At 63.9% G+C, this 21,870-nt stretch carries 25 protein-coding genes; 23 read left to right on the forward strand and 2 right to left on the reverse strand.

What is annotated here, in order from left to right:
• The 10 genes from ACFOMP_RS06975 to ACFOMP_RS07020 form a co-directional block, all read left to right on the forward strand.
• Positions 1 to 655 (forward strand): hypothetical protein (locus ACFOMP_RS06975; RefSeq protein WP_379028871.1); only part of this gene is annotated, 655 nt, incomplete at its 5' end.
• A gap of 11 nt (positions 656 to 666) precedes the next feature.
• A complete protein-coding gene (locus ACFOMP_RS06980; RefSeq protein WP_379028874.1) occupies positions 667 to 870 on the forward strand; it encodes a phage head-tail joining protein in 204 nt (67 codons plus the stop codon).
• A complete protein-coding gene (locus ACFOMP_RS06985) occupies positions 870 to 2,324 on the forward strand; it encodes a phage portal protein (RefSeq protein ID WP_379028877.1) in 1,455 nt (484 codons plus the stop codon). The genes ACFOMP_RS06980 and ACFOMP_RS06985 overlap by 1 nt, the downstream gene beginning before the upstream one ends.
• Entirely contained in the window at positions 2,308 to 4,455 is a 2,148-nt protein-coding gene (locus tag ACFOMP_RS06990; protein WP_379028880.1) for a head maturation protease, ClpP-related, read from the forward strand. The genes ACFOMP_RS06985 and ACFOMP_RS06990 overlap by 17 nt, the downstream gene beginning before the upstream one ends.
• A 75-nt stretch (positions 4,456 to 4,530) precedes the next feature.
• Positions 4,531 to 4,863, forward strand: a complete 333-nt coding sequence (locus ACFOMP_RS06995) for a DUF2190 family protein (RefSeq protein WP_379028883.1) — start codon at positions 4,531 to 4,533, stop codon at positions 4,861 to 4,863.
• Positions 4,863 to 5,189, forward strand: coding sequence for a head-tail joining protein (locus tag ACFOMP_RS07000; protein ID WP_379028886.1), 327 nt, complete (start codon positions 4,863 to 4,865; stop codon positions 5,187 to 5,189). The genes ACFOMP_RS06995 and ACFOMP_RS07000 overlap by 1 nt, the downstream gene beginning before the upstream one ends.
• A complete protein-coding gene (locus tag ACFOMP_RS07005) occupies positions 5,189 to 5,620 on the forward strand; it encodes a hypothetical protein (RefSeq protein WP_379028889.1) in 432 nt (143 codons plus the stop codon). The genes ACFOMP_RS07000 and ACFOMP_RS07005 overlap by 1 nt, the downstream gene beginning before the upstream one ends.
• Positions 5,621 to 5,677: 57 nt before the next feature.
• On the forward strand, positions 5,678 to 6,103 hold the full coding sequence (locus ACFOMP_RS07010) for a phage tail tube protein (protein ID WP_379028892.1): 426 nt from the start codon (positions 5,678 to 5,680) through the stop codon (positions 6,101 to 6,103).
• A gap of 9 nt (positions 6,104 to 6,112) precedes the next feature.
• A complete protein-coding gene (locus tag ACFOMP_RS07015; RefSeq protein WP_379028895.1) occupies positions 6,113 to 6,481 on the forward strand; it encodes a hypothetical protein in 369 nt (122 codons plus the stop codon).
• 122 nt (positions 6,482 to 6,603) lie between these two features.
• The gene (locus ACFOMP_RS07020; RefSeq protein WP_379028898.1) at positions 6,604 to 6,810 is read left to right on the forward strand and encodes a hypothetical protein; all 207 of its coding nucleotides are present in this window, start codon (positions 6,604 to 6,606) and stop codon (positions 6,808 to 6,810) included.
• 111 nt (positions 6,811 to 6,921) lie between these two features.
• Here the strand turns inward: ACFOMP_RS07020 and ACFOMP_RS07025 are convergent, their stop codons facing one another.
• On the reverse strand, positions 6,922 to 7,218 hold the full coding sequence (locus ACFOMP_RS07025; protein ID WP_379028901.1) for a hypothetical protein: 297 nt from the start codon (positions 7,216 to 7,218) through the stop codon (positions 6,922 to 6,924).
• A 113-nt stretch (positions 7,219 to 7,331) separates the two neighbouring features.
• On the opposite strand from ACFOMP_RS07025, the gene ACFOMP_RS07030 reads away from it, so the two are divergent.
• The 13 genes from ACFOMP_RS07030 (at position 7,332) to ACFOMP_RS07090 (ending at position 21,455) form a co-directional block, all read left to right on the forward strand.
• Positions 7,332 to 9,695, forward strand: coding sequence for a phage tail length tape measure family protein (locus tag ACFOMP_RS07030; protein WP_379028904.1), 2,364 nt, complete (start codon positions 7,332 to 7,334; stop codon positions 9,693 to 9,695).
• The gene (locus tag ACFOMP_RS07035; RefSeq protein ID WP_379028907.1) at positions 9,695 to 10,327 is read left to right on the forward strand and encodes a hypothetical protein; all 633 of its coding nucleotides are present in this window, start codon (positions 9,695 to 9,697) and stop codon (positions 10,325 to 10,327) included. Before ACFOMP_RS07030 ends, ACFOMP_RS07035 begins: the two co-directional genes overlap by 1 nt.
• A 143-nt stretch (positions 10,328 to 10,470) precedes the next feature.
• Positions 10,471 to 10,941, forward strand: a complete 471-nt coding sequence (locus tag ACFOMP_RS07040) for a hypothetical protein (protein WP_379028909.1) — start codon at positions 10,471 to 10,473, stop codon at positions 10,939 to 10,941.
• 3 nt (positions 10,942 to 10,944) lie between these two features.
• Positions 10,945 to 11,373 carry a DUF6950 family protein gene (locus ACFOMP_RS07045; protein ID WP_379028912.1) on the forward strand — a complete coding sequence of 143 codons (429 nt, stop codon included), beginning with the start codon at positions 10,945 to 10,947 and terminating at the stop codon, positions 11,371 to 11,373.
• Between the two features lie 3 nt (positions 11,374 to 11,376).
• Entirely contained in the window at positions 11,377 to 14,820 is a 3,444-nt protein-coding gene (locus ACFOMP_RS07050; protein WP_379028915.1) for a phage tail protein, read from the forward strand.
• Complete coding sequence (locus ACFOMP_RS07055) at positions 14,817 to 15,347, forward strand: hypothetical protein (protein WP_379028918.1); 531 nt, start codon at positions 14,817 to 14,819, stop codon at positions 15,345 to 15,347. Before ACFOMP_RS07050 ends, ACFOMP_RS07055 begins: the two co-directional genes overlap by 4 nt.
• Positions 15,348 to 15,408: 61 nt before the next feature.
• Positions 15,409 to 15,687 (forward strand): hypothetical protein, encoded by a 279-nt coding sequence (locus ACFOMP_RS07060; RefSeq protein ID WP_379028921.1) that lies wholly within the window; start codon positions 15,409 to 15,411, stop codon positions 15,685 to 15,687.
• Positions 15,687 to 18,605, forward strand: a complete 2,919-nt coding sequence (locus ACFOMP_RS07065) for a right-handed parallel beta-helix repeat-containing protein (protein WP_379028924.1) — start codon at positions 15,687 to 15,689, stop codon at positions 18,603 to 18,605. Before ACFOMP_RS07060 ends, ACFOMP_RS07065 begins: the two co-directional genes overlap by 1 nt.
• Before the next feature lie 40 nt (positions 18,606 to 18,645).
• A complete protein-coding gene (locus ACFOMP_RS07070; RefSeq protein WP_379028927.1) occupies positions 18,646 to 18,924 on the forward strand; it encodes a hypothetical protein in 279 nt (92 codons plus the stop codon).
• 346 nt (positions 18,925 to 19,270) lie between these two features.
• Entirely contained in the window at positions 19,271 to 19,534 is a 264-nt protein-coding gene (locus ACFOMP_RS07075) for a spike base protein, RCAP_Rcc01079 family (protein ID WP_379028930.1), read from the forward strand.
• Positions 19,534 to 20,364, forward strand: a complete 831-nt coding sequence (locus ACFOMP_RS07080) for a hypothetical protein (RefSeq protein WP_379028933.1) — start codon at positions 19,534 to 19,536, stop codon at positions 20,362 to 20,364. The genes ACFOMP_RS07075 and ACFOMP_RS07080 overlap by 1 nt, the downstream gene beginning before the upstream one ends.
• A gap of 50 nt (positions 20,365 to 20,414) precedes the next feature.
• Positions 20,415 to 21,251, forward strand: a complete 837-nt coding sequence (locus tag ACFOMP_RS07085; protein WP_379028936.1) for an N-acetylmuramidase domain-containing protein — start codon at positions 20,415 to 20,417, stop codon at positions 21,249 to 21,251.
• A 3-nt stretch (positions 21,252 to 21,254) separates the two neighbouring features.
• On the forward strand, positions 21,255 to 21,455 hold the full coding sequence (locus tag ACFOMP_RS07090; RefSeq protein ID WP_379027838.1) for a hypothetical protein: 201 nt from the start codon (positions 21,255 to 21,257) through the stop codon (positions 21,453 to 21,455).
• A 118-nt stretch (positions 21,456 to 21,573) separates the two neighbouring features.
• Here the strand turns inward: ACFOMP_RS07090 and ACFOMP_RS07095 are convergent.
• Positions 21,574 to 21,870, reverse strand: a 297-nt coding sequence (locus ACFOMP_RS07095; protein WP_379028938.1) for a hypothetical protein, incomplete at its 5' end; no start/stop codon positions are given.

Raw genomic sequence — 21,870 nt, forward strand, 5'->3', positions numbered from 1 at the left:
TTCGGACGAGGGTGTGAGCGTATTCCAGTTCATCAATGGTACCCCCTGTTTTATTGGAGGGTTTACCCCAGGCGGGACGAAGTGTTGGGTTCCCATCGAGGCAACCCAGGACTGTTCCGTATTATCTGCTCAGCTCACTGCCCGTCTTTCTTTTATCGTCTCCCTCATCAACGAGCCCCGGGCGGTTGATCGCACGCCGGCTTCCGGCATGGACTGGACTCGCCAGCACCGCAGAGCCGTGGAGCGCGTTACCGGCAAGGCGGCCCAAGCATATACGGTGGTGGGTTGGGAGATCGGTCGCCCCGTCGCAGCGAAAGTGGGTCAGATCACGACCGATGGCCACAAGAAGGCGTTGCACTGGTGTCGCGCCCATTGGGCGAAGGCTGCCGAAGGGGAGCCGAAGGCCGAGTGGGTGAACATTCCGCGCAAGGGCGGATGGGGTTGGTATCGCTGGGTCAAGGATTGCTGGAAAGGGCATCCCGATTACGGGATCAAGCTTCAGCGCCACGAGCCGCACATGCCAGGGGACCCCAAATCTCTACATGTTGGGGTTGGATCAGAAGTAGTTGACCAGATGCGCTTAGCCGCGATGAGCGCCATGCAGCGCCATTCACTTGTCGAAGCTGGCTTCGCCGCGAGCGTCACCCTTCACTGAGAGGATCCGCCATGCCCTTTACCCAGGCTGACGCCGAGCGCCTGCGCGCGGCCATCGCGAAAGGCGTCTCCGAAGCGGAGGTCAACGGCGAGCGGGTGCGCTTTCGCTCGCTGGCCGAGATGAAAGAGACGCTGAACATGATCGAGGACGATCTGGCGGGGCGCGCTTCGGGGTCATTTCGCGTCAGCTATCCACGCACCACGCGAGGGCTGTGATGAACGTTATCGATCGCGTCATCGGCTATTTCAGCCCGGAGACCGGGCTGCGGCGCGTGACGGCCCGGGCACAGGCCTCGGCCGTCATGAACTATGACGCCGCCTCCCGTGGGCGCCGCACCTATGGCTGGAAAGCACCCGCGACGGCGGCCGACGCCGCGGCCTTCGGGTCTCGCGAACGGTTGAGGCAGATCAGCCGCGACATGATCCGGAACCGCGCCTATGCAGCCCGGGCCCGCGATGTGGTGGTCGCGAACGTCGTCGGAGAGGGCATCATCCCGTCGATCCGCTCGGACAATGCGAATGCCAAGCCCGTGGTCGAAGATCTGATGCGGCGGCATTTGCTGACGAATGACATAGATTCGCTTGGCGAATACGACCTGCAGGAGATGCAGCAGATCTGCATGGCGACGGTATTCAGCGATGGCGAGGTATTCCTGCGCCGCCGGGCGCGGAATGCCCGGTTTGGTGCTGCCCTGGCGCTGCCCTATCAGGTCGAGTTGCTGGAGGCCGATTGTCTCGACACGACCGTGCAGAGCCATGGCGCAAACCTGGTGATCGAAGGCGTCGAGTATGGGCCGACCGGCGCCATAGAGGCCTATCACTTCTTGTCCGAGCATCCGGGCGCGGTGCGTCACCGCAACTCGCCTACCTCGACGCGGGTGCATTGGTCCGACGTGATCCATATCCGGCGCTTTGATCGGCCAGGGCAGCTGCGCGGCGTTCCCTGGCTCGCACCGGTCATGATGACGCTGGGAGAGCTGTCGGATTACCAGGAGGCGCAGATCCTGAAGCAACGCATGTCGTCGCTGATGGCGATCATGCTGAAATGGGTCGGCGGATCGAACAAGGGCACGACGGGTGGCAAGGGGCTCGAGGAACTGGCCCCTGGCGCGGTGGTCGAACTGCCGGACGGCGCCGAGCCGGTAACCGTCAATCCGCCCACGGTGGAGGGGTATTCCGACTTCATGAAGCAAGGCCTGCGGGCCATCGCGGCCGGGATCGGGGTCACCTATGAATCTCTCGCAGTGGACCTGGAAAAGGTGAACTTCTCCTCGGGTCGGCTCGGCCGCAACGAAATGGACCGGCTGGTCCGGATGTGGCAGCGCGGTCTGATGATCGCCCAGTTCGGCGCCGGCATGGAACGCTGGTTCCGCGACGGACTGCGTCTGGTCGGCCACGGCGGCATCCCGTTCACCATGGACTGGACGCCGCCGCGTCGCATCCTGGTCGATCCGACCAAGGAAATCCCGGCCATGATCGAGGAGATCGATGCCGGTCTCAACAGCCGCCAGGGGGTGCAGCGCGAACTCGGGCGCGACCCAGACCGGATTCGCGAAGAGCGGGTCAAGGATCAGCAAGCCGACAAGGACGACGGGCTGTCGGTATCGACGGCTGCCAAGCCGGGCCAGCCCAAGCAGCAGAAGGATGAGCAGGATGAAGACGGGCAGTGATCTGATTTCGAATGGTGAGCTGATCCTGAGCGGCAACGTGATCGACGATTCGTGGGTCAGTTGGATGTGGGACGAGGACGTGTTCTTCGCGCCCAGCATGGTTCGGCAAGCGCTCGCCGAGCTGGGCGAAGGGCAGGTCACCGTCCGCATCAATTCGGTCGGCGGGCATGTCAACGCGGGTGAACAGATCCGCGCGATGCTGGCCAGCCATCCCGGCGGCTGCCGTATCATCGTGGAAGGGCTCGCGGCGTCGGCGGCCTCCTTGATCCTTATGGCAGGCAGCCAACGGCTGATGTCGGCCGGATCGCACATCATGATCCATGATCCGTCGGGTGGCGTCTGGGGCAATGAGGAAGAGACGCGCCGCGCCGCTGACCAGTTGGCGGTGATCGCCTCGACCTATGCGGCTGTCTACGCCGCCGCCTCGGGAAAGACGCCCGAGGATGCCCGGAAAATCATGAAGGCCGAGACCTGGTATGGCCCGCAAGCGGCCATCGCCGAAGGGTTCGCCGACGGCGTGGCCGGCGCCGACGCAGAAGCGCCGGCCACCGCAACGCTGGATGCCGCAAAGGCGATGTTCATGGGCGGCAACAAGACGCTCCTGGCCCGCGTCAGCGCCGCAACCAACCAGAAAAAGGACCGGGCCGACAGGCCCGATCAATCCCCCGCCGCCGCGCGCGGCAATCAGCAAAAGGAGGCCGCGATGGCCAAAGACAACCCGACCGACGCGCCGGCGGCCCCCGCGCCCGCAGTCACCGAAGCGCCCTCGACCATGCAGGCGCCCAATCCGGCACCTGCCGCACCCACCACGCCGGAAATGCGCGGGTCGGCCGTGGATCAGGCCGTTGCCGCCGACCGCGCCCGCGCTCGTGCCATCCGCGAGATGGCCGCGCCCTTCGTGACCTCGGGCCGGCTGATGCAGGTTGATGTCGATGCCCTGATCGACGAAGGCGTGACGGCCGATGCTGCCGGCGCCAGGTTCATGGCCACGATGGCGGCGGCCGAGCCGGCCGGTCGCTCGGGCGGGCCGCGGGCGACCATCACCCGGGACGAGACCGAAACCCGCCTTGAAGGCATGATCGGCGCCATGATGGGACAGGCGGATGGCCCCGCACAGCAGTTCCGCGGCATGCGCTTGCGCCACCTTGCCATGGAGCTTGCCGGTCCCGGTCGCAGTTTCAACGATTCCGAGACCGTCCGTCGCGGGATGCGGGCCACCACCATGATGGGCGGTGCCTTCGGCGTCAGCGATTTCGCGTATATCACGACCGAGGTGATGAACCGCAGCCTTCAGGCTGCCTATCAGCGCCGTGCCGCGACCTGGCAACTGGTCACCGGCTCCCCCCTGACCGCCACCGATTTCCGCGAGCTGCACTCGGTTCGCTTCGGCGGCGATTTCTCGCTGAAACCGGTGGCCGAGAACGGCGAATACCAGTCGGCTACCCTCGCCGACGAGGCCGAGGGCCTGAAGGTCGAGCGCCGCGGTCGCACGATCAAGCTGACCTTCGAGGCGGTGGTGAACGACGATATGGGCGCGTTCCAGCGCATCCCGACGGAATTCGCCATGGCTGCGCGCAGCATGGAGAACTCCATGGTCTGGGCGCTGATCCGGTCCAATGCCACGTTGAAATCGGACAACATCGCCCTGTTTCACGCCAGCCACAGCAACCTGGGTGCGGGCGCGGCGGCAGCGGCGATCTCGGCCGCCTCGGTGGCAGCGGCGCGCAAGGCGATGTGGGAGCAGCGCGCCTTCGGCACCAAGGACAAGGACGATTTCATGCAGGTCGAGCCCGACCGGCTGATCGTTCCGCCGGCGCTCGAGCTGGTTGCCTTGCAGTTCGCGACGGCGGTCACCCCGGCCGAGGACGGCAAGGTCAACCCCTACAAGTCCTCGCTGTCCCCCAGCGTGGTGCCGAATCTCGGCGCCGCGGCGGGCGGGTCGGACGCCGCCTGGTATCTGATCTCCAGCGATCTGCCGCCCATCGCGCATGCCTATCTCGAAGGCTACAACGCGCCGACGGTGCAGACGATCGAAGGCATGAATCCGGATGCCGTGACGATGAACGCGCGGCACATCTTCGGTGCCGCTGCCGTCGAATTCCGCGGCGCCTACAAGAACAACGGCGCGTAAGCCGGGTTCGATCCAAGGACGAAAGGGCGGCTTCGGCCGCCCTTCGTCATTCCCCCCTTTGCGAAAGGTATGAACATGAAAAACTGGGTCCAACCGGGTGAGCATATCACCGTTCCGGCCCCCGCCGAGGTTTCGGGCGGCGAAGGCGTTCTTGTCGGTGCCATTTTCGGCGTGGCGCAGGGCGACGCGGATGTCGGCGAGCCGGTCGTTCTGGTCCGACGCGGTGTCTTCGAGCTGCCGAAGACCTCGGCACAGGCCTGGACGGCCGGCGCCAAGGTTTATTGGGATGCGGCTGGCAAGCTGGTGACCACGACCGCATCCGGCAACACCCTGATCGGTGCGGCCGTGGAGGTCGCGGCAAACCCGTCGGCCTCCGGCATCGTGCTGCTGGACGGCGCGATCCGCTGATGCCCAGCCTCTTCGACGGCATGACCGGGATCCTGTCCGACGTGTTCGGCGATCCCGTCATCTTCCTGCCCCGAGCGGGCAGCGCCCGGCCGATCATGTCGATGTTTCGCGAAACGCCGATCGAGGTCGACGGTGCCGATGGCCAGATCGTCCGCATCGATGCGCCGACGTGGCGGGTCAGGCGCGATCTGGCGGCTGAAGTGGGCCGCGGTGACCGCATCACCGTGCCCGACGGACGCGCCTTCCAGGTCATGGTCGTGCATCCGACCGGTTCGCCGGCGTCGGATGCCTTCCTGATCTGCGAATGCCAGTTGGTGGAGGCGTAATGAGCCATTATCGCTCGGATGCACGCGCCGTGGTGAGGACCGCGCTGATCGCGCATTTGCGCTTTGCCGACTTCACCGCCCCCAAGGTGTGGCCGGGGGTGGTCGATGCGGACAGCCTGCCGGTGATCGGCGTTCTGACGCCGCAGGACAGCAGCCGCATGGAGACGATGACCAGCACCGAGCGCAAGACGCTCATGCAGGTGGCCGTGCGGCGGAAGGGCGGCGAGAATGTCGAAGATATCCTCGACGAAGACAGCGAAGTGATCGAGGCCGTCGTTCTGGCGGCGCTGCGGGCGCAGAACCGCTTCTGCTTCCTGCGCGAAACCTCGGTCGTCAGCAACACCGATGGCGTCCAGAACGTCGGCACCCTGGTGATGACCTTCGAGATCACCACCGTGCGCCCCGAGGCCTCGCTGCCCGTTGCTCCCTGACATCAACCCGGGCTGCGCGCAGCGCGGTCCGCAACATTTCCACATGGAGGGCTGATCATGCCTGAGACGAACGCCCAGATCGGCCTTGGCAGCCGGTTCGGCATCAAGAACGGCGCCACCTATACGCCCGTGGCCGAGGTCACCCGCATCACGCCCGCGGGATGGTCGCGCAACACTGTCGATGCCACCCATCTCGAAAGCCCGGACGCCTGGGCCGAGTTCATCGCCGGGCTGAAGTCCGCCTCGGATTGCACCTTCGACGTGAACTGGGTTCCCGCCGTATCCGACCCGCTGCTTGCCGCCTTCGAGGCGGGAAAGGGCGAATTCCAGCTGCTGTTCCCCGGCGGCACGGTGGCGCTCCAGTTTTCCGGTATCGTCACCGCCTTCACGCCTGGCGAGATTTCCCCCGAGGGCAAGTTGTCGGCCTCGGTGACCATCAAGCCCTCCGGGAAGCCGCTGCTGGCCGCGGTGCCGGGTCCGTAAGGCGACATCATGAATCTGCAAGGCAAGATCACCCTGACCCATGATGGCCGTGCCTATGCGCTGACCATCAACTACGCCGCGCTGTGCACCTTCGAGGAGGTGACCGGCAAGAACGGTTTCGCCATGCTCAACCTGCTTGCTGCCGGCGGCCTGCAGGCGGGGCTGGTCAGCGCCCGGGATCTTCGGGCGCTGATCTTTGGCGGGCTCAAGGCCCATGACGACACGGTGACGCTGGAACTGGCGGGCGAGATCCTCGATGCCAATCCGGATGCCTTCGTGCAGGCGATCAAGGCTGCCATGCCGGCTGAGGGCGACCTGCCCAAGGAAGGCGGCGGGCCGGGAAAGCGCAGGCGCCCGAAGAGGCGCCGGGCGAAATAACCCTGGCGCAGCTTTACCGGAACCACATCGCGGCGGGGTTCTCGCCCGATGGGTTCTGGGCGCTGACGCCGCGCCTCTATGCGGTGCAGATGCATGCGGCCCTCTCTCGGCTCAAGATCGAGATGACCATGCGCAACCGGACCGCCTGGAACACGGCGGCGCTGGTCGGCGCTGCCATGGTGGGCAAATTACCCCGATACGACGAGTTCTTCCGCACCGATGCACGGGAGAGCCGGGGGCCGCAGACCCCGGAACAGCAGGAGGCGGCCTTGCGCGTGCTGGCCGCCTCCTGGGGAGCGGTAGAGGGGCAGATAAAATGCGACGTATGATGACTGGTGCTAGCAGATGCCAGAGATGTCGTCGCCTGAAACCGCTTCGGCGTTTGGTTATGAAGATATCCCCCGGCTGCCGAGATGGCCGGGGCATATTTGTGCCGGTGCTTATGACTGCACCTTGCTTTTCATCCTCGCGAGGTCGGCTTCGATTTCAGCAAAGCTTCTGGTTGGGGTGCCCTCAGGCGGGAGAGGTAGCTGCTGTTCCGGCACTGGCGAAGCAGGAAGCCGATCCCGGATTTCGGCCAACAAGGTCAGAGCCTTGTCGATCGCCAGAAACAGGAAACCCGAAATAGCTGCGGCTACGGCCGGTGAAAGCAGGAACAAATTCCCGCTGAAAGCCATCAGCGCCAATATGCCGGCAGCGATGAAGTTGATCCAAGCGATTATCGTAATTGCGGGCATGGCATCTCCTGATTTCGCAGCCACCCGTCAAATCGGGTGACTGTCCAATCATCGTCGCCCGAAACACCCTTATGGTGTCAAGGCGGGCCATGGATTTTCGTATGAGGTAAGTGATGGCGACGAATGTCGGTGTCCTAAAGGCCACGCTGGGCCTCGATGCCGCCGGCTTCACGGCCGGCATCGGCAAGGCCAAGACCGAAATCACCGGACTGAAGGACACGGCGGCATCCGCCCGCCGCGATCTGCGCTCGGCGGCCGGCGCCAATGCCAACCTTGTATCGCAATTCAATGACATCGGCGTGATGTTGGCTGCTGGTCAGAACCCCCTCCAGCTTGCCCTGCAGCAGGGCACGCAGATCAGCCAGGTGCTGACGCAGATGGGCGGCGGGGTAGGGGCGTTGCGCGCCCTCGGCTCGGCCTTCGTCGGCATGATCAACCCGGTGTCGCTCGCCACCATCGGCGTGATCGGGTTCGGTGCTGCGGCCGTGCAATGGCTCATGCCGGCGCAAGACGAGGCGAAGAAGACCAAAGACGCCTTCGAAGCGCTCAAGGACAGCATGTCCACCTATAACGACGCGCTGAGCGTGGCGCTGCTCTACACCGGCGAGGCCGAGAAGCAGTATGGCGAGGAGGCGCGGCGCGGCGCCGAGATTGCCCGCCGGATCATGATGATCGAGGCCGAGAAGACCCGCTCCTCGATCTCCAGCATCCTGTCCAAGGCCTATTCGGACATGGGCTTCGATGCGTTCGGTGATCGCGGCATCGACGCTGCCGGTCGTATTGCCTCTGCCAACCTGGCAGAGGCCGCCGGCAAGCTCGGCTTCAAGTCGAGCTGGAGCGACACCCTGTTCGGGGTTGGCGGCATCAGCCAGGAAAACCTTGCGCTGGCCGAAAAGCTCGGCAACACCATGCGCGACATCCATGCCTATGTCAGCCAGCCGGTGCCCGAAGGCGGCCTGGACGATTACCTGACCACGCTGCGCCAGCACCTGGACGATTACACCGCTCAGCTGAACGCCCTGAAGGATGCCGGTGCCGGCGAATCGGCGCTGAACGCGATCAACGAGCAGATGATCCCGCTCCAGCGTGCCCTGCTGGAGGGCGAGGCCAAGCGCGCCGAGATCCGCGCGGCCGATGCGGCCAAGGCCGCCGAGCTGCTGGCAACCATGGAGAGCCAGCTCTACATGAACCAGCTGATTGCCGAATACGGCAAGGAATCGCTGGAGGTGCGGCAAGCAGAACTCGATGCCGAATACGACAAACAGGTCGCGGCCATCGAGGCGCTGAACATTACAGATGAGCAGAAGGTTGCGCTCTACGATGCTTTGGACGCGCTGCACGCCAATGAAAGCCAGACGCTCGCCTGGGCCGACGCCATGGCTCAGGTCAACGCCGAGCTGCAGGGAGCCTATTCGCTGATATCCGCCATCGGCGGCGGCATGATCATGAATGCCAAGATAAATGCCGCCAAGGCTGTGCGCGAGGCTGGCGGCAGCGCCCTGGAAGCCCGACGCGCGGGCGAGATCGCCGGTCGCAAGCAGGAGATACTGAACGCCCGAAACACCTTCGGCTCGGAGTATTTCGGGATGACGGATGCCGAGTTGCAAGGGCATCTCGACCAGGTCGAAATCGACGCGAACCTGCAGGACGAGTGGTCGGGCCTGATCACCGAACCGCGCCGGGGGAGGGGGGCTGGTGGTCGGCGCCGGGGTGCCGGCCGCCGTAGTGCGCGCGCGCGGGCAAACGAGTTCGAGCGGGCTACCTCCGACATCCAGTCGCAGACCGAGGCCTTTGAGCGGCAGGCGGAGGCGATAGCCCAGGTCACGACGGCCGGCGGCGACTGGAAACATGCCCTGGCCGTGATCGAAGAGGAACAAAAGCTCCTCAATGCGGCCCAAAAGGCCGGGGTGCAGATCAATGATCAGGCTAGACAGGACATTCATGAGATGGCCGAGGCATATGTCACCGCCGAGGAGCATCTGGAGCGCATCCGCACTGCTACGGAACGCGGGCAGGATGCGTTCAAGGGGCTGTTTGGTTCCGTGCTGGACGGGGCCGACAGCGCAAAGGAGGCCCTGGCGAACCTGCTGGCTGAAATGGCCAAGGTTCAGTTCGCCAAGGGGATGCTGGGGCTGCTGGGCCAAACCTCCTGGGGTTCCGACCTGATCGCAACGGTGGGGGGGTTGTTGTCCTTCGACGGCGGCGGCGATACCGGCAATGGCGCTCGCTCTGGCGGTCTTGACGGTAAGGGCGGGTTCCTGGCCATGATGCATCCGCAGGAGACGGTCATCGACCGCACCAAGGGCCAGCCAGCCGGTGGCGCGGTGATCCGGGTCGAAATCGATAAGTCGCCTTACTTCGACGCCCGTGTGACCGAGATTGCAGACAGTTCGGCCGCGCGCATGGGCAAGGCTGTGGGTTCGGCCATTCCGTCGCAGATCCAGCAGTTCCAGCGCAACCCGAGGAGGCGCCAGTAATGGCACTCGCCGAACCCTATCCGCTGGCGTTCCTCTCGAATATCCTGCCGGTGGCGGATTGCACCATAGAGCCCGTCCGGTTCGAGGAAATGTCGGGGGCTGGCAGCGGTCAGTTCTGGGCGGCCGAAATGGCGGATCCCCTCTGGCGAGTGTCTGCCACACTTTCGCCGTGTCTATGGGCCTTGGCGCGCGAAATCAACGCCAAGATGAACGCGCTCGGGACCACGCAGTCCTTTCACTTCTCGGACCCGTCTTATTCTCCGGCTGCCGGGGATGCGCCGGGCTCTGGTGTCACCATCAGCGCCATCGGCGCCACTCGCCAGGCCATCGCGCTCGCCGGGTTGCCTGCCGCCTACCGGATCACTGCCGGCGACCGCCTCAGCATTCTGCGCAGCGGGGCCGGATATTATTTCGGCGAGTTCGCCGAGACTGTGACCGCTAATAGCAGCGGGGCAACCGCTCAGGTGGCCATCAGCCCGGCCCTGCCCCTGCTGGTTGCGACCGGCGCCGCAGTCTCCATGGCCAACCCTGTAATCCGCCTGCGCGTGCCGCCGGGCGGCTTCACCCCCTACCGCGAGATCCCCGGCGGGCTGTCCACCGGGGCCTCTTTCTCTCTGGTGCAGAAGCGATGAGACAATACGACAGCGGCCTTACGGCCGTCCTTCAAAACGCACGTGGCGACGGAATCCAGCCGGTCTATTTCGTCTGGATGGCGGCCAAGGACCGCGACACCGGCGCGGATAGCGCGATGGGGTTCTGGTCCCGATCCGATGACATGGCCATCACGGTCCCCCTTCCGGGGGGCGGGACGGCCAGCAGAACCTATCTCGGCGGCGTCGGCCTGGCGGTCGAGGGTCTGGCCCGGGTCGGCGATCTGACCGACAATCCGGTTACGGTCTCCATGTCGCAGATTGCGCCCGCCGCCCAGGAAATGGCGCGGGGCTTGGACCCGAGGCTGGCCTATGTCGAGATCCATGTCACCAGCATGATCGGCGGCACCTTTGCCAGCGAGCCGCAGCTGGAATGGGTCGGCATCGTGGACGAGGGGCCGATCAGCACGCCCAGCTATGACGGAGAGGGCGCGATCAGCTTCTCGGTCAGGTCCGAGCTAATGGTGATGCTGACCGCGACCAATCCGGCGAAATCCTCGGACGCGCACCAGAAGCGGCGCGCGGCGGGAGATCGGTTCAGCGAATACGCCAGCACCATTGGGGCGCGAAAGATCCAGTGGTATAAGAAGGGGTGACCCGTGACAGAGACGCTGATGCGCCTGCCTGACTGGCGGGCTCGCTTCGCCGCCGAGATGGACCGCCAGCGGCGCGACCCTTTCGCGTGGGGAACGCAGGATTGCGCCCTGGGCCTCGCTGCCGGGGCCGTGCTGGCCATCACCGGACAGGATATCGCCCGGCCGTGGCGCGGGCGCTATGTGAGCCCGTCCGGGGCGCGCAGGGCGCTGCACAAGGCCGGGTTCAGCAGCCTGGCCGATCTGGTCGCCTCGCTCCTGCCGGAAATTGCTCCTGCTTTCGCCAATGTGGGCGACATCGGCCTGATCGAGGCCGATGGCCCGCTCAAGCAAGCCCTGTGCGTCGTGGACGCCTCGGGCCTGATCGTCCTGACCGAAGCTGGCCACGGTCGCCGGCCGCGTGAGGACATGATCCGGGCCTTCAAAGTCGGGTAAGACATGAAGAAGATTCTCGTTCTCGCGGCGCTTGCCATCGGCATCGCCGGGCCTGCGCATGCCGGGCCGATTGTGGCTGCGGTCACGTGGATTGGCAACGCGATGGCCGCCGGCGGCGTTCTCGGCGCGCTGACTCGGGTCGCTGTTGGTATCGGAGCGAGCCTCCTTTCCTCGGCCATCAGCAAAGCGACGATGGACAAGCCGAAGGTCGACATACAGTTCCAGGTCGATTTCGGAGACGACACGCCGCTGTCCTTCGTCGCTGGCGATTACGTCACCGCCGGGAAGCTGAAATACATCGGCTCCTGGGGCAAGAATAACCGCTACATCACCGAGGTGATCGAGGTATCCTGCCTGCCGCAGCCCGGCCTGCAGGCCATGTGGGTGGACGACGAGAAGGGGGTCATCCTCGGCACCACCGACACGGACGGCACGTCTTACAATCTGGGATACCCGGTCACGAATTACGACGACGACGGGCACCGGATCTGGGTGCGCTGGATTGGCGGGACGCAGACCGCGGCCGACTCCATGCTGGTGTCTCTGTTCGGGTCAGACCCGGACTATCCATGGACCGCGGCAATGATCGGCACCGGCAAAAGCTATGCCGTGGTGACGACCCGCTACGACAGCGACACGCTCACCAGCAAGCCCAGCTACCTGTTCCAGCCCCAACCCTTGCCGCTGTATGACCCGCGCAAGGACAGCACGGCCGGCGGATCGGGCGCGCACCGCTGGGGCAACCGATCGACCTATGAGCCGACCCGTAACCCAGCCGTCATCGCCTATAACATCGCGCGCGGCATCTATTACGGTGGCGAGTGGATCTTCGGAGGCCGCAACCTGCCGGCCTGGCGCCTGCCGCTGGCAGAATGGTTTGCCGCCATGAACGCTTGCGATGCCTCGGTTTCGCTCGCGGGCGGCGGCACCGAGCCTGCTTTCCGGTGCGGCCTGCAAGTCTCGGCCGACATGACCGCCGCGGACGTGCTGGAGGAGATCGGCCGGGCCGCGAACATGCGCTTCGCCGAGGTTGGCGGAAAGCTCAAGCCCATCGTCGGCCTGCCCGGCGCCGCCGTTTTTGCCTTTACCGACGACAGCATCCTGATCACCGAGGGGCAGAGCTACAAGCCGTTCAACGGCCTGGGCGACACCTTCAACGCCCTGACCGCGACCTATCCCGAGCCGGATGAGAAGTGGTCGAGCAAGGATGCGCCGGAATATGTCGATGCAGACGCCACGGCGGCCGATGGCGGCCGCTACCTGCCGACTTCGTTGAGCTATCCGGCCGCGCCCTATCGGCGCCAGGTGCAACGCCTGATGCGTGCGCAGATGCGCGACTATCGCCGCATGCGCCTGCATCAGTTCCACTTGCCGCCCGAAGCCTATGCGCTCGAACCGCTGGTGGACATGGTGTCATGGTCCAGCAAGCGCAACGGCTACATCAACAAGCTGTTCGTGGTGGAATCTGTCAGCCCGACGCCCGGCATGAACGTGCTGGTCACGTTGCGCGAGGTGGACCCCAGCGATTACGACTGGACCAGCGACTTCGAGCTGCCGACCACGGTAGTGACGCCGGTCGTCGTGCGGCCTTGGACGCAACCCATCTCGGGCTATGCGGTCACGGGCGAGACCATCACCGATGCGTCCAGCCGTGCCCGCGCACCCGCAATCCGGGTCTCCTGCTCCGGGGACGAGGTGGGGGTCACGCATATCCAGATCCAGGTGCGCAAAAACGGCACGACCGATCCCTATATGGACGTGCAGCGCCCGTTTAACGCGCCGTTCATCTGGCGCATCCTGGATGTGGTGCCGCAGACCACCTATCAGGTGCGTGCGCGGCTCATTTCCGACCTTACGCCCAAGAGCAGCTGGACGGCATGGGTCAACGCGACCACGCCCGCGATCTATCTGGACGATGGCGATTTCGTCGGCGGTGTGATCGGTCTGTTCGAGAGCGCAGGTCTCAAGGCCACCCGTATCATCGCCAACCTGACGGTGCCCGGAACGGAAGTCGGCGAGCTGGCATGGAACCTCGCGGACAGCCGGCTCTATCGCTGGAACGGCACGGCGTGGGTGCATTTCATCCAGGAAAGCGTGACCGGGATGCTGGACGAGACCGCCTTTGCGGCCAATATCCGGGTGCCAGAGGTCGTCTCATCTCTCCCCACAACGGGCCAGCGCCCCGGCGATATGGTCGTGCTGTCCAGCAACAGCCGGCTCTATCGCTACAATGGCACGGCGTGGGTCGATCAGGCTGCAGCCGATCAGATCGTCGGACAGCTGACCGCGGCGCAGATTGCGGCCGGCGCCATCGGCGCCGACCAGCTTGCGGCGCAGTCGGTGGCGGCCCGGCATCTGCTGGTTGCCGATTTCACAAACCTTGTGCCTAACGCGGATATTTCGGATGCCGGTTCGTGGGTCATCCCAAGCCCTTGGGTTCGGAACATTTCAGGGGATTCCTTTGCCGGGGCCTATTGGACGAGGCTAGACGTTCCTGGCGGAGGCGGCATGTCTCCGTCGGTCGGTTCTGGATTGTTCGCGGTTGATGCTGGGCGAGAACTCTTTGCACGCATTCAAATGCGCTCCGACGGCGCAACTCAGCAAATTGGGGCCAGGGCATTTATCAGGTTTTTCAAAACCGATAATACGATTGTTTCTGACGTAAACATCAAGGCGTTTAACGTCCCAATCGACCAGTTCCCCAAATGGTATTCCTCAACCATTACCGTCCCTGCTACTGCAACTAGGGCCAGAATAATCTGGCTCGTTGATTACGGTAACTCCACAGTCGGGGGCCGGGTGTTCATTGCTTCCCCGGAAGTCAGAATCAAAAACGGCGGCGAGCTGATCGTTGACGGGACCATCCGGGGCGTGCATATCGAGGCCGAGACGATCACGGGCGGGCTCCTTGCATCATCCGGTATCATCACCAACTCGGCCCAGATCGAGAACTCGGTCATCCAGAATGCGCATATCGGGAACGCCGAGATCAGAGGGGCAAAAATCGCCGACCTGACCGTCGACACGATCAACATCAAGGACGGTGCGGTTACTCAACGCCGGAACAGCAAAAACAGCGCAGGAGTTTCCACCGACAATACGGTGACTCGCGTGGTTGTCGTAAATCTCGCTTGGAACAGCTTGAAAGCCGGGGTCCACTTGCAATCATTCCGCCTTTGGTCCCCCAGCAATGGCGGCGGTGCTGATACGCTGCACTGGCAGGCCCTGTTGGACGGGGAAATTGTCGGGCAGGGCTCCTTGTCGAATAACAGGGGCTATGGCGATCCCTGGGACAACAACAACTGGCCTGCGTTGCCTCTGGCGCATGAGTTTTATATGATCCGTGACCTTCCGGCAGGTAATCACAACATGTCCATACGGTTCGTGACAAGCGGTTTGCACGGAACACTTGCCGGGGAAATGACGGATCTGGAGTGGTATAAATGACCCCATTTACGGTATTTGATGCCGCTACGGGCGCCGTTGTTTCAAACCTATCGGTGACGGATATTTCCGATGCCATGCTGAACGCCACGGGCCATCAGGTTCTCGTCCAAGGAGAATACAGGGCTCGTGAGTGGCGGCTTGTGAATGGGGTCATCACTCCTATGCCGGAAAGTCCCGGCGAATGGGCCGTCTTTGACTACGCCTCTGGCGAGTGGACAGACCCTCGGAACCCCCTGCAAGAGATGGCGGCCGCACGAGCGGCGGCCGTCATGCCGCGCCCCGACTTCCTCCTGGCGGCCATCGCCGCCGGCATTATCCAGCCCTCGGACGCCGGCCCGGCCGCGCGCGGTGAAATCCCGCCGTCGCTGACTTCGGTGTTCGAGGGGCTGCCGCCTGAGGTGCAGCTGGAGGCGGTGGTCAGATGGGGAGCCGCCACCATGATTGAGAGGATGAACCCCATTCTCCTCGCCCTCGCCGGCGCCATGGGCGTCAGCGAGGCGCAGCTGGACGGGCTGTTCGGCATCTGACCCTCAACTCCTAACCACAACCCCGCCTTACTTTAAGCGGGTTTTCTGTTCGCGAGGATCTATGACGCTCATCAACCACAGGCGCGGCTCGCGCAATGTCTATCACTTCGACCTGGTCGATGATCATGATCAACCCGCGGATACTGACGGCGTTACGGGTGAGCTTCGGGTTTGCGCCCAAGATGTCTGCACCGTGTTGCCAATCAATGGCGATCTCGATGTCGATCTGCAGCCGCTTGACGGTCCTTCAGGTGATTATGTCGCGTCGCTCTATCTTGATTGGGGCGAAGGGCTGATTTTTGAGGATGATATTATCATCCGTATCTCGGAGGGCTGTTAATGGCAAAGATCGTCAGACTTCGGGTGTCGAAACGCGGCCCCAAAGGCGAGGGCATCAGCGAGGCCCAGCAGGAGCAGGTTGACGCCGCGATCCAGGCGGCCGAGGATCTGTCTGTCGCCCTGCCGCAGGTCGAGCAGGCGCGGTCGGACGCGGTGACGGCGGCTGAGGATGCTGACGGCGCTGCGAATACCGCAAGCGCCGCCGCAGGCATTGCTACGGGCGCGGCTGACACGGCCACGGCTGCAGCAGGTCAGGCTGCGAATGTCGGCAATGCTGGCGCCGTCCTCCCGGACAGTTTCATCCTTGGATTGCAGGGGTGGACCAGCCAGCGCGGCGGGGCACCGACAGCGGCCTTGCCGGCGGACAAGATGGCGGCCGTCTCGGATACGATTTTCGGGCCGGCCGCTCAGTGGAACCCGACTACGGCTGGCGACAACATGCTGACCAAGGGCGTGGTTCCGTGGGGAAAAAACTCCTGGAGGGTCACGGTAACACTTCGGGTCCTCGCTCCCACATCCGGGACGCTGGCGCTGAACATCGCCGCCATCGGCCTGAACAAGGATTTCGGCGGGGCGCTCTATACCAGCCTCCTGTCATTCGCGGCCCCCGCTGACGGATCGGAATTCACGACCAGTATCATCGTCTCGCCATTCAGCGATGACGGCGCCCCGGTCTCAATCGTCCCGCCGAGCTCGTTCGCCAATTCCCGATGGGTGAGGTTCGGGGTTCGGGCTGGCGGCGCGGCCTCGGTCGTCGTCTCGCGCATCAAGACCGAAAATGCCGATCAGGAGCTTGCCCAGAGCCGGACACAATTCGCGGCCATCCCGTTTCAGTCCCGCGCAGCCGCAATTTCGGCTGGAATCCCGTCCATCGTGCAATCCATCCGCGTGTTCCATGATGGGGAGATGCTGGATTACGTTCGCAAGCCGGCGGCGATGGCGACGGAAAATATCCCGCTCACCACCGCAGGCTCGCAGCACTGGATCCCAAAGGATGAAGCCACGTTGCGCCATTGGGGCGCTGTGGCAGATGCCAGCCTATGGACAGGGACGGATTGCCGCACGATGTTGCAGTCCATGATCGGCTGGGCCGTCGCGAACAATGTTCGCCGGGTCGTCGTCAACGCCGGGAATTTCCTCGTGGTCAAAAACGTCGGCTCAGGCTCGACCTGCGTTTTCAACGCGACCAACCTGGAGGTGGTTGGTCGCGGCATGGACGCCTCTCGTATCTATTTTCAGGACAAGGGCGTATCTCCAGAGATCAAGAAGGGGCTTTTCTTCCGAACGACATCGACCCCGGCCGAGTTCATCCGCTTCGCGGACCTGTCCATCATCTCGGATTGGGGCGTCGGCGGCGAATGGGGCGAAAGTGGCCAGACTATTGCCTTGGGGGATCTCGGCGGAGAGTTTGTTATGGAGCGAGTGCGCATCAAGGACGCGGCCAACATGGCAGTTATCGCAAAATGGTGTGATAGAATTCGTGTTACCGGATGCATTTTCGATACGATCAGCAGAGACGGCCTGCATATCACCAACAGCGACGATGTTCAGGTCACCGGAAATTACTTCTACCGCGTATGCGACGACAGTATAGCGGCGGTGCGAAACGAGGCAAACAGCCTGCGAGAAAACACCCTGATCACAGACAACATCTTTGTCGATAGCCAAGGCGTCTACGGGATCGGATCACGCAACATGCGGGTGTCTGGGAACATCTTCGTCCGTCCGACCGTCAGGGGCGTTAGGCTCGGCATGATGCGAGCCAACGACATCGGTACGGGAAACCCGGAGTCGGGCAATATCGCGCGATACAATATAGACGTATCAGACAACTTGTTTATTGATGGGTTCGGCAGGTCGCGATGGGGTGGCTCTGGAACCACGGGCTATCTGATCGCCATAAGTGATGCCTATGGAGACAGCGACAGCGTGACCTATAGCCCCGCCTATGCGCTAGATACTGTTGATGGCACGCATTACGTTTGGGGGGCTGACGGCTCTGGTGGCGTGGTTCCGCCTGATGAATGGTGGTCGGCTGGTGGCAACTATATCGGCAGTGTCAATGTCTCAGTGACCGGAAACAAATGCCTGCGCACGCTCCTACCGACTGCGGCCTATACTGATTACGGGTTCGGGCCTCGGTATATCTCTGGCGCGCCCCCCTATGCAGGAGACGTGATCGAGTCCGATTTCATTCGGGACCATTACTGGATCGGAGGAACATTCCATAACGCCATCGTCTCTGGAAACCTGTCGTTCGGCGCGCGCAATCCGTGGCGGATTTGGGGTTTTAATAACAACGCTGCCCAAGATTTCGTCAACATGATCTTCCGAGACAACATCGTCTCGAATTTCTATGGATCGGCTGCCTATAACATCGACGGATTCGGGGTTCTTGACTTTGAAGGCGGTGTTGTGGATGGAGATCCACTTCACCGCCATCCTCTCAGAGGTCCGAATGGGGTCTGGACTGCCGCATACGGGGCCGATGCATTCGCCGTGCGCAATGCCAGTGTTCGCGTCAAGGGCGGGCACTTCAAGAACGTCACGGGGCTGGTCAACCAGGTCTCGGGCAAGCACGGGTTTTACGCCCCGGTGACGATCAGCGGACACCTTGAAGGTCTGGGCGACAATCCGAATAACAAGGGCGTCCGAAACGTGCCGGCGAATGTGCCGTTCGACTATGCGCGGGTGGGCAGCGATCCATCGGCGGCTGATTTCGGCCAAGTTCTCGGCATGACGGATCGCTTCGGCTCGACCATGCCGACGACCGGACACTACATCGCCGGGCAGATCGTCAGCGCCCCGAACCCTATCAGCGGTTCCGGATACATCATCGACGGATGGTATCGTCTGACTACCGGGTCTGGCCATGTTGCCGGGACCGACTGGCGGGAGATCAGGCGGACCGTCTCCTGACCCGCTTCGGCGGTTTTTTCACGACCAACCAGGAGGCCGCATGGCTGGATTGCAATTCGACAACCGGTTGAGCGCCGGTAACATTCTCGTGGTCCTCGGCATGGTGGTCGGCGGTGCAACGGCTTGGGGGCACCTCAACGGCCGCGCCGACAGCATGGCGGCCAAGCTGGCAGACCACGCGGCATCCCTGTCGGCACATGAGGCCAGGATCCGCGCCATGGAAACGACCACGGCGCGCCAGGATGAGCGGATGGTGCTGATCCTCGATAGCCTGCGCAAGATCGAGGCGAGGCTCGATACGAGCGCCCATCCGAGATGAGAGACGGCCCTGACGAGGGAGGTTGTGCCATCGCCAGGGCCTAGCCGGGTGGTGGTTGAGGAAAACAACCGGCCCAGAAAATCTATCGCCGCGCAGTTGGCGGTCAAGGGGGCTTACCACCGCATTGAAGCGTGAAATCCGCATTCGTGGGGTGGCGGCTGTTGGCCGGGTGGCAGCCCGGGAAACCATGTCCGGCATTCGCAGGGCCACGAGATGTAATCGGCTCCCGACATGTCGGCCAGAACCTGCCGGGAACCGAGGTCCGCCTACGACGTCACCGCGAACCATTTGCGATCTTAACACATCCGCCCCGCCACGCGCGGGGCTTTTCTCATGAGGTAGACCTATGCCCGGAAATCGGTTCAGCCCTTATTCGCTCGGCGCGAACGCGTCAGCGATCGGCTCTTATGCCATCACGCCCAGTGATGGCGACGACCTGCCCGAGGTCATCCGCGCCGTGACCCTTGGTGCGTCCGGCACGCTGGCGTGGCGCGGTCTCGATGGCCAGACCTATGAGACGGCCGCTCTGCCGGCCGGCACCTATGCGGTGAGCGCGGATCGGATCCTGGCCACCGGCACGACGGCCACCGATATCACAGGGTGGGTCTGATGCTGATCGGGATTGGCCTCGGCCTCGGATATCATGCCGGCCCAGCCGAAGCAGGGGCCGGCGCGCCATCTTATCCGCGCACGCCTATCAGCTCCGATGCCACAATCCTCTTCGCTGGGCATAGCTTCGTGCAGACCGCCTATGGCGCCCCTGTGGGCGAGGAAGCGGAGCCATTCGGCGGCGTACTCCAGACAGACTGGCCCGGCGCCGCGCTTTCGGATTATGCCGGCTATGCCTCGCTCGCCACGATCCGCGCGCTGGACGGCCACCTGCTCAACGGCAGTTGGGACGCGGCCGTCATCGCCGAGTTCACCAACCCGCTCGGGCCTGGGTTCCCTGCCTTCGACAGCGATCAGGGCCGCGAAACCCTTCAAAACGCCTATTGGGACGCGCTCGACGCGCAACGGGCCGGCGGCGAACTGATCGTTCAGGACATCTGGCCGCCGCAGGGACGCACCGACCTCTATGCCAATGCGACCGGCTTTTCGCAGGGCCTGCGCGAGTGGCTGGAGGCGCACACCGGCCGCCCGGTCTGGATCATCCCGGCCTTTCCCTTTGTCGAGGCGCTGCGCACAGCCTATGGCGATGCCATCTATGGCGACGGCCTGCACCTGGTCCGGGGCGACAGCCCTTATCCGCGCGGTATGTCCTATCTGGTCTACAGCTTCCTGACCCAGCAGCGCTGCCCCTTCGTCCGCGCCGGTGACGAGGCGATCGACCAGTTGGCCTGGGATATCCTGCTTACCCACGAATGCGCGGGCATGGGCGGGTCGATCCTCTATGCCTCGACCTTGGTTGGCGATCCGCTCCCAGAGCCGCTGCCGCTCTGATCTGCGGCGTACTTTTCCCTAATCTGCCCCGCCTCGCGCGGGGCTTTTCATTGGAGAACTGCATGTACCCAGCTGGGTTCAAGGGCCGTGCGCAGCGGCTCACCGATATCGACGTGGCCCGCGTCGGCCGGATTATCGGCGTGGGCGAGGATGAGATCCGCGCCGTGATCGAGGTCGAAACCTCGGGCGGCGGCTTCGACAGCCAGGGCCGGCCGAAGATGCTCTTCGAGCCCCATGTCTTCTGGCGCGAGCTCGGGCCGGGCCAGAAACGCACCGCGGCCGAGGCCTCTGGCCTCGCCTATCAGCGGTGGGGCAGCGCACCTTATCCCAAGGATAGCTACCCGCGCCTGGCTCTGGCCATCAAAATCGATGCCAATGCCGCGCTGCGCTCGGCCAGCTGGGGCCTGGGCCAGATCATGGGCTTCAACCACCGCGCCGCGGGCTACGCCACGCCGGGCGATATGGTCGAGGCCTTCTGCGCCAGCGAGGCGGCCGGCCTCGAGGCGATGATCAGCTTCATCATCAGCGAGGGGCTGGACGATGAGCTGCGGCGCCACGACTGGGCCGCTTTCGCCCGCGGCTACAACGGCGCCGGTTATGTGACCCATGGCTATCACACCAAGCTCAAGGCGGCGTTCAGGCGCTGGCAGGCAATCCCAGACGCTCTGGCGCCTGCCTGCCCGAAGATCGGCCTCGGCGCGCGCGGCGCGGCCGTGCGCGCGGCACAGGAGCGCCTGACCACGCTCGGCTTCGATACCAAGGGAATCGACGGGATCTTCGGCGCCAATACCTACGCCGCCGTCCGCGCATTCCAGAAATCCACCGGCCTCGTCCAGGACGGCATCATTGGCCCCAAGACCTGGGCCGCACTTACCAAGGAGACCTGACCTATGAATTCCGTTTTCGTTCGCATGGCAATCTATGTCCTGTCGCCGCTGCTCACCATGCTGGCCGGCCTGCTGGGCGGCTGGGGCGTCACCTATGACGCCGCCACGCATATGCTGTCGATCAATGTCGAGGCGGTGATCGGCACCGCAGTCGCGGCCGCTGGCCTCTCCGGCGCGATCTTTGCGAGGTGGGGGGTGCGGTAGCACTCAACAGGGCGTTTGAGTTGGCCGGGGGCACTGGCCGGCCAACCATCGTCACCGCGTTACTGGATAAGGGTCGAGTATGCCCTGATACCGGCGCTCGGGGAACTTGACTTTTCAGTCAAGAATCTCGGACGTAGACGCCGGCGGCCGTCAGCGCGGCGATGAAATCCGCCCGGGCCTGTTCGGGATCGGCGGCGCCGCTTTCGAGGCCGAGACAGGCCAGCGCGGCTATCTGGTATTCGGGGTCGCCCTTATCGCAATGCGCCAGCAGGGCCTCGCCCATACCGCGCGCATCGTTCACCGTGCGGAACCTGCCGATGCCTTCCTCGAAGGTGACTGGCCTGATCGTTTTCGCACTCGGCATCTGGCCACCTCGCATTGCTGACCCCTCGCAACCCGCCGGTCGCGGAATTGT

It is taken from the genome of Paracoccus simplex, from assembly GCF_042648325.1.
Taxonomy (GTDB): Bacteria; Pseudomonadota; Alphaproteobacteria; order Rhodobacterales; family Rhodobacteraceae; genus Paracoccus; species Paracoccus simplex.

Bases quoted from the DNA above. Each gene is read 5' to 3' on its own strand.
- ACFOMP_RS06980 (WP_379028874.1), top strand. From the start codon at position 667: ATGCCCTTTACCCAGGCTGACGCCGAGCGCCTGCGCGCGGCCATCGCG.
- ACFOMP_RS06985 (WP_379028877.1), top strand. From the start codon at position 870: ATGAACGTTATCGATCGCGTCATCGGCTATTTCAGCCCGGAGACCGGG.
- ACFOMP_RS06990 (WP_379028880.1), top strand. From the start codon at position 2,308: ATGAAGACGGGCAGTGATCTGATTTCGAATGGTGAGCTGATCCTGAGC.
- ACFOMP_RS06995 (WP_379028883.1), top strand. From the start codon at position 4,531: ATGAAAAACTGGGTCCAACCGGGTGAGCATATCACCGTTCCGGCCCCC.
- ACFOMP_RS07000 (WP_379028886.1), top strand. From the start codon at position 4,863: ATGCCCAGCCTCTTCGACGGCATGACCGGGATCCTGTCCGACGTGTTC.
- ACFOMP_RS07005 (WP_379028889.1), top strand. From the start codon at position 5,189: ATGAGCCATTATCGCTCGGATGCACGCGCCGTGGTGAGGACCGCGCTG.
- ACFOMP_RS07010 (WP_379028892.1), top strand. From the start codon at position 5,678: ATGCCTGAGACGAACGCCCAGATCGGCCTTGGCAGCCGGTTCGGCATC.
- ACFOMP_RS07015 (WP_379028895.1), top strand. From the start codon at position 6,113: ATGAATCTGCAAGGCAAGATCACCCTGACCCATGATGGCCGTGCCTAT.
- ACFOMP_RS07020 (WP_379028898.1), top strand. From the start codon at position 6,604: ATGACCATGCGCAACCGGACCGCCTGGAACACGGCGGCGCTGGTCGGC.
- ACFOMP_RS07025 (WP_379028901.1), bottom strand. From the start codon at position 7,218: ATGCCCGCAATTACGATAATCGCTTGGATCAACTTCATCGCTGCCGGC.
- ACFOMP_RS07030 (WP_379028904.1), top strand. From the start codon at position 7,332: ATGGCGACGAATGTCGGTGTCCTAAAGGCCACGCTGGGCCTCGATGCC.
- ACFOMP_RS07035 (WP_379028907.1), top strand. From the start codon at position 9,695: ATGGCACTCGCCGAACCCTATCCGCTGGCGTTCCTCTCGAATATCCTG.
- ACFOMP_RS07040 (WP_379028909.1), top strand. From the start codon at position 10,471: ATGGCCATCACGGTCCCCCTTCCGGGGGGCGGGACGGCCAGCAGAACC.
- ACFOMP_RS07050 (WP_379028915.1), top strand. From the start codon at position 11,377: ATGAAGAAGATTCTCGTTCTCGCGGCGCTTGCCATCGGCATCGCCGGG.
- ACFOMP_RS07055 (WP_379028918.1), top strand. From the start codon at position 14,817: ATGACCCCATTTACGGTATTTGATGCCGCTACGGGCGCCGTTGTTTCA.
- ACFOMP_RS07060 (WP_379028921.1), top strand. From the start codon at position 15,409: ATGACGCTCATCAACCACAGGCGCGGCTCGCGCAATGTCTATCACTTC.
- ACFOMP_RS07065 (WP_379028924.1), top strand. From the start codon at position 15,687: ATGGCAAAGATCGTCAGACTTCGGGTGTCGAAACGCGGCCCCAAAGGC.
- ACFOMP_RS07070 (WP_379028927.1), top strand. From the start codon at position 18,646: ATGGCTGGATTGCAATTCGACAACCGGTTGAGCGCCGGTAACATTCTC.
- ACFOMP_RS07075 (WP_379028930.1), top strand. From the start codon at position 19,271: ATGCCCGGAAATCGGTTCAGCCCTTATTCGCTCGGCGCGAACGCGTCA.
- ACFOMP_RS07080 (WP_379028933.1), top strand. From the start codon at position 19,534: ATGCTGATCGGGATTGGCCTCGGCCTCGGATATCATGCCGGCCCAGCC.
- ACFOMP_RS07090 (WP_379027838.1), top strand. From the start codon at position 21,255: ATGAATTCCGTTTTCGTTCGCATGGCAATCTATGTCCTGTCGCCGCTG.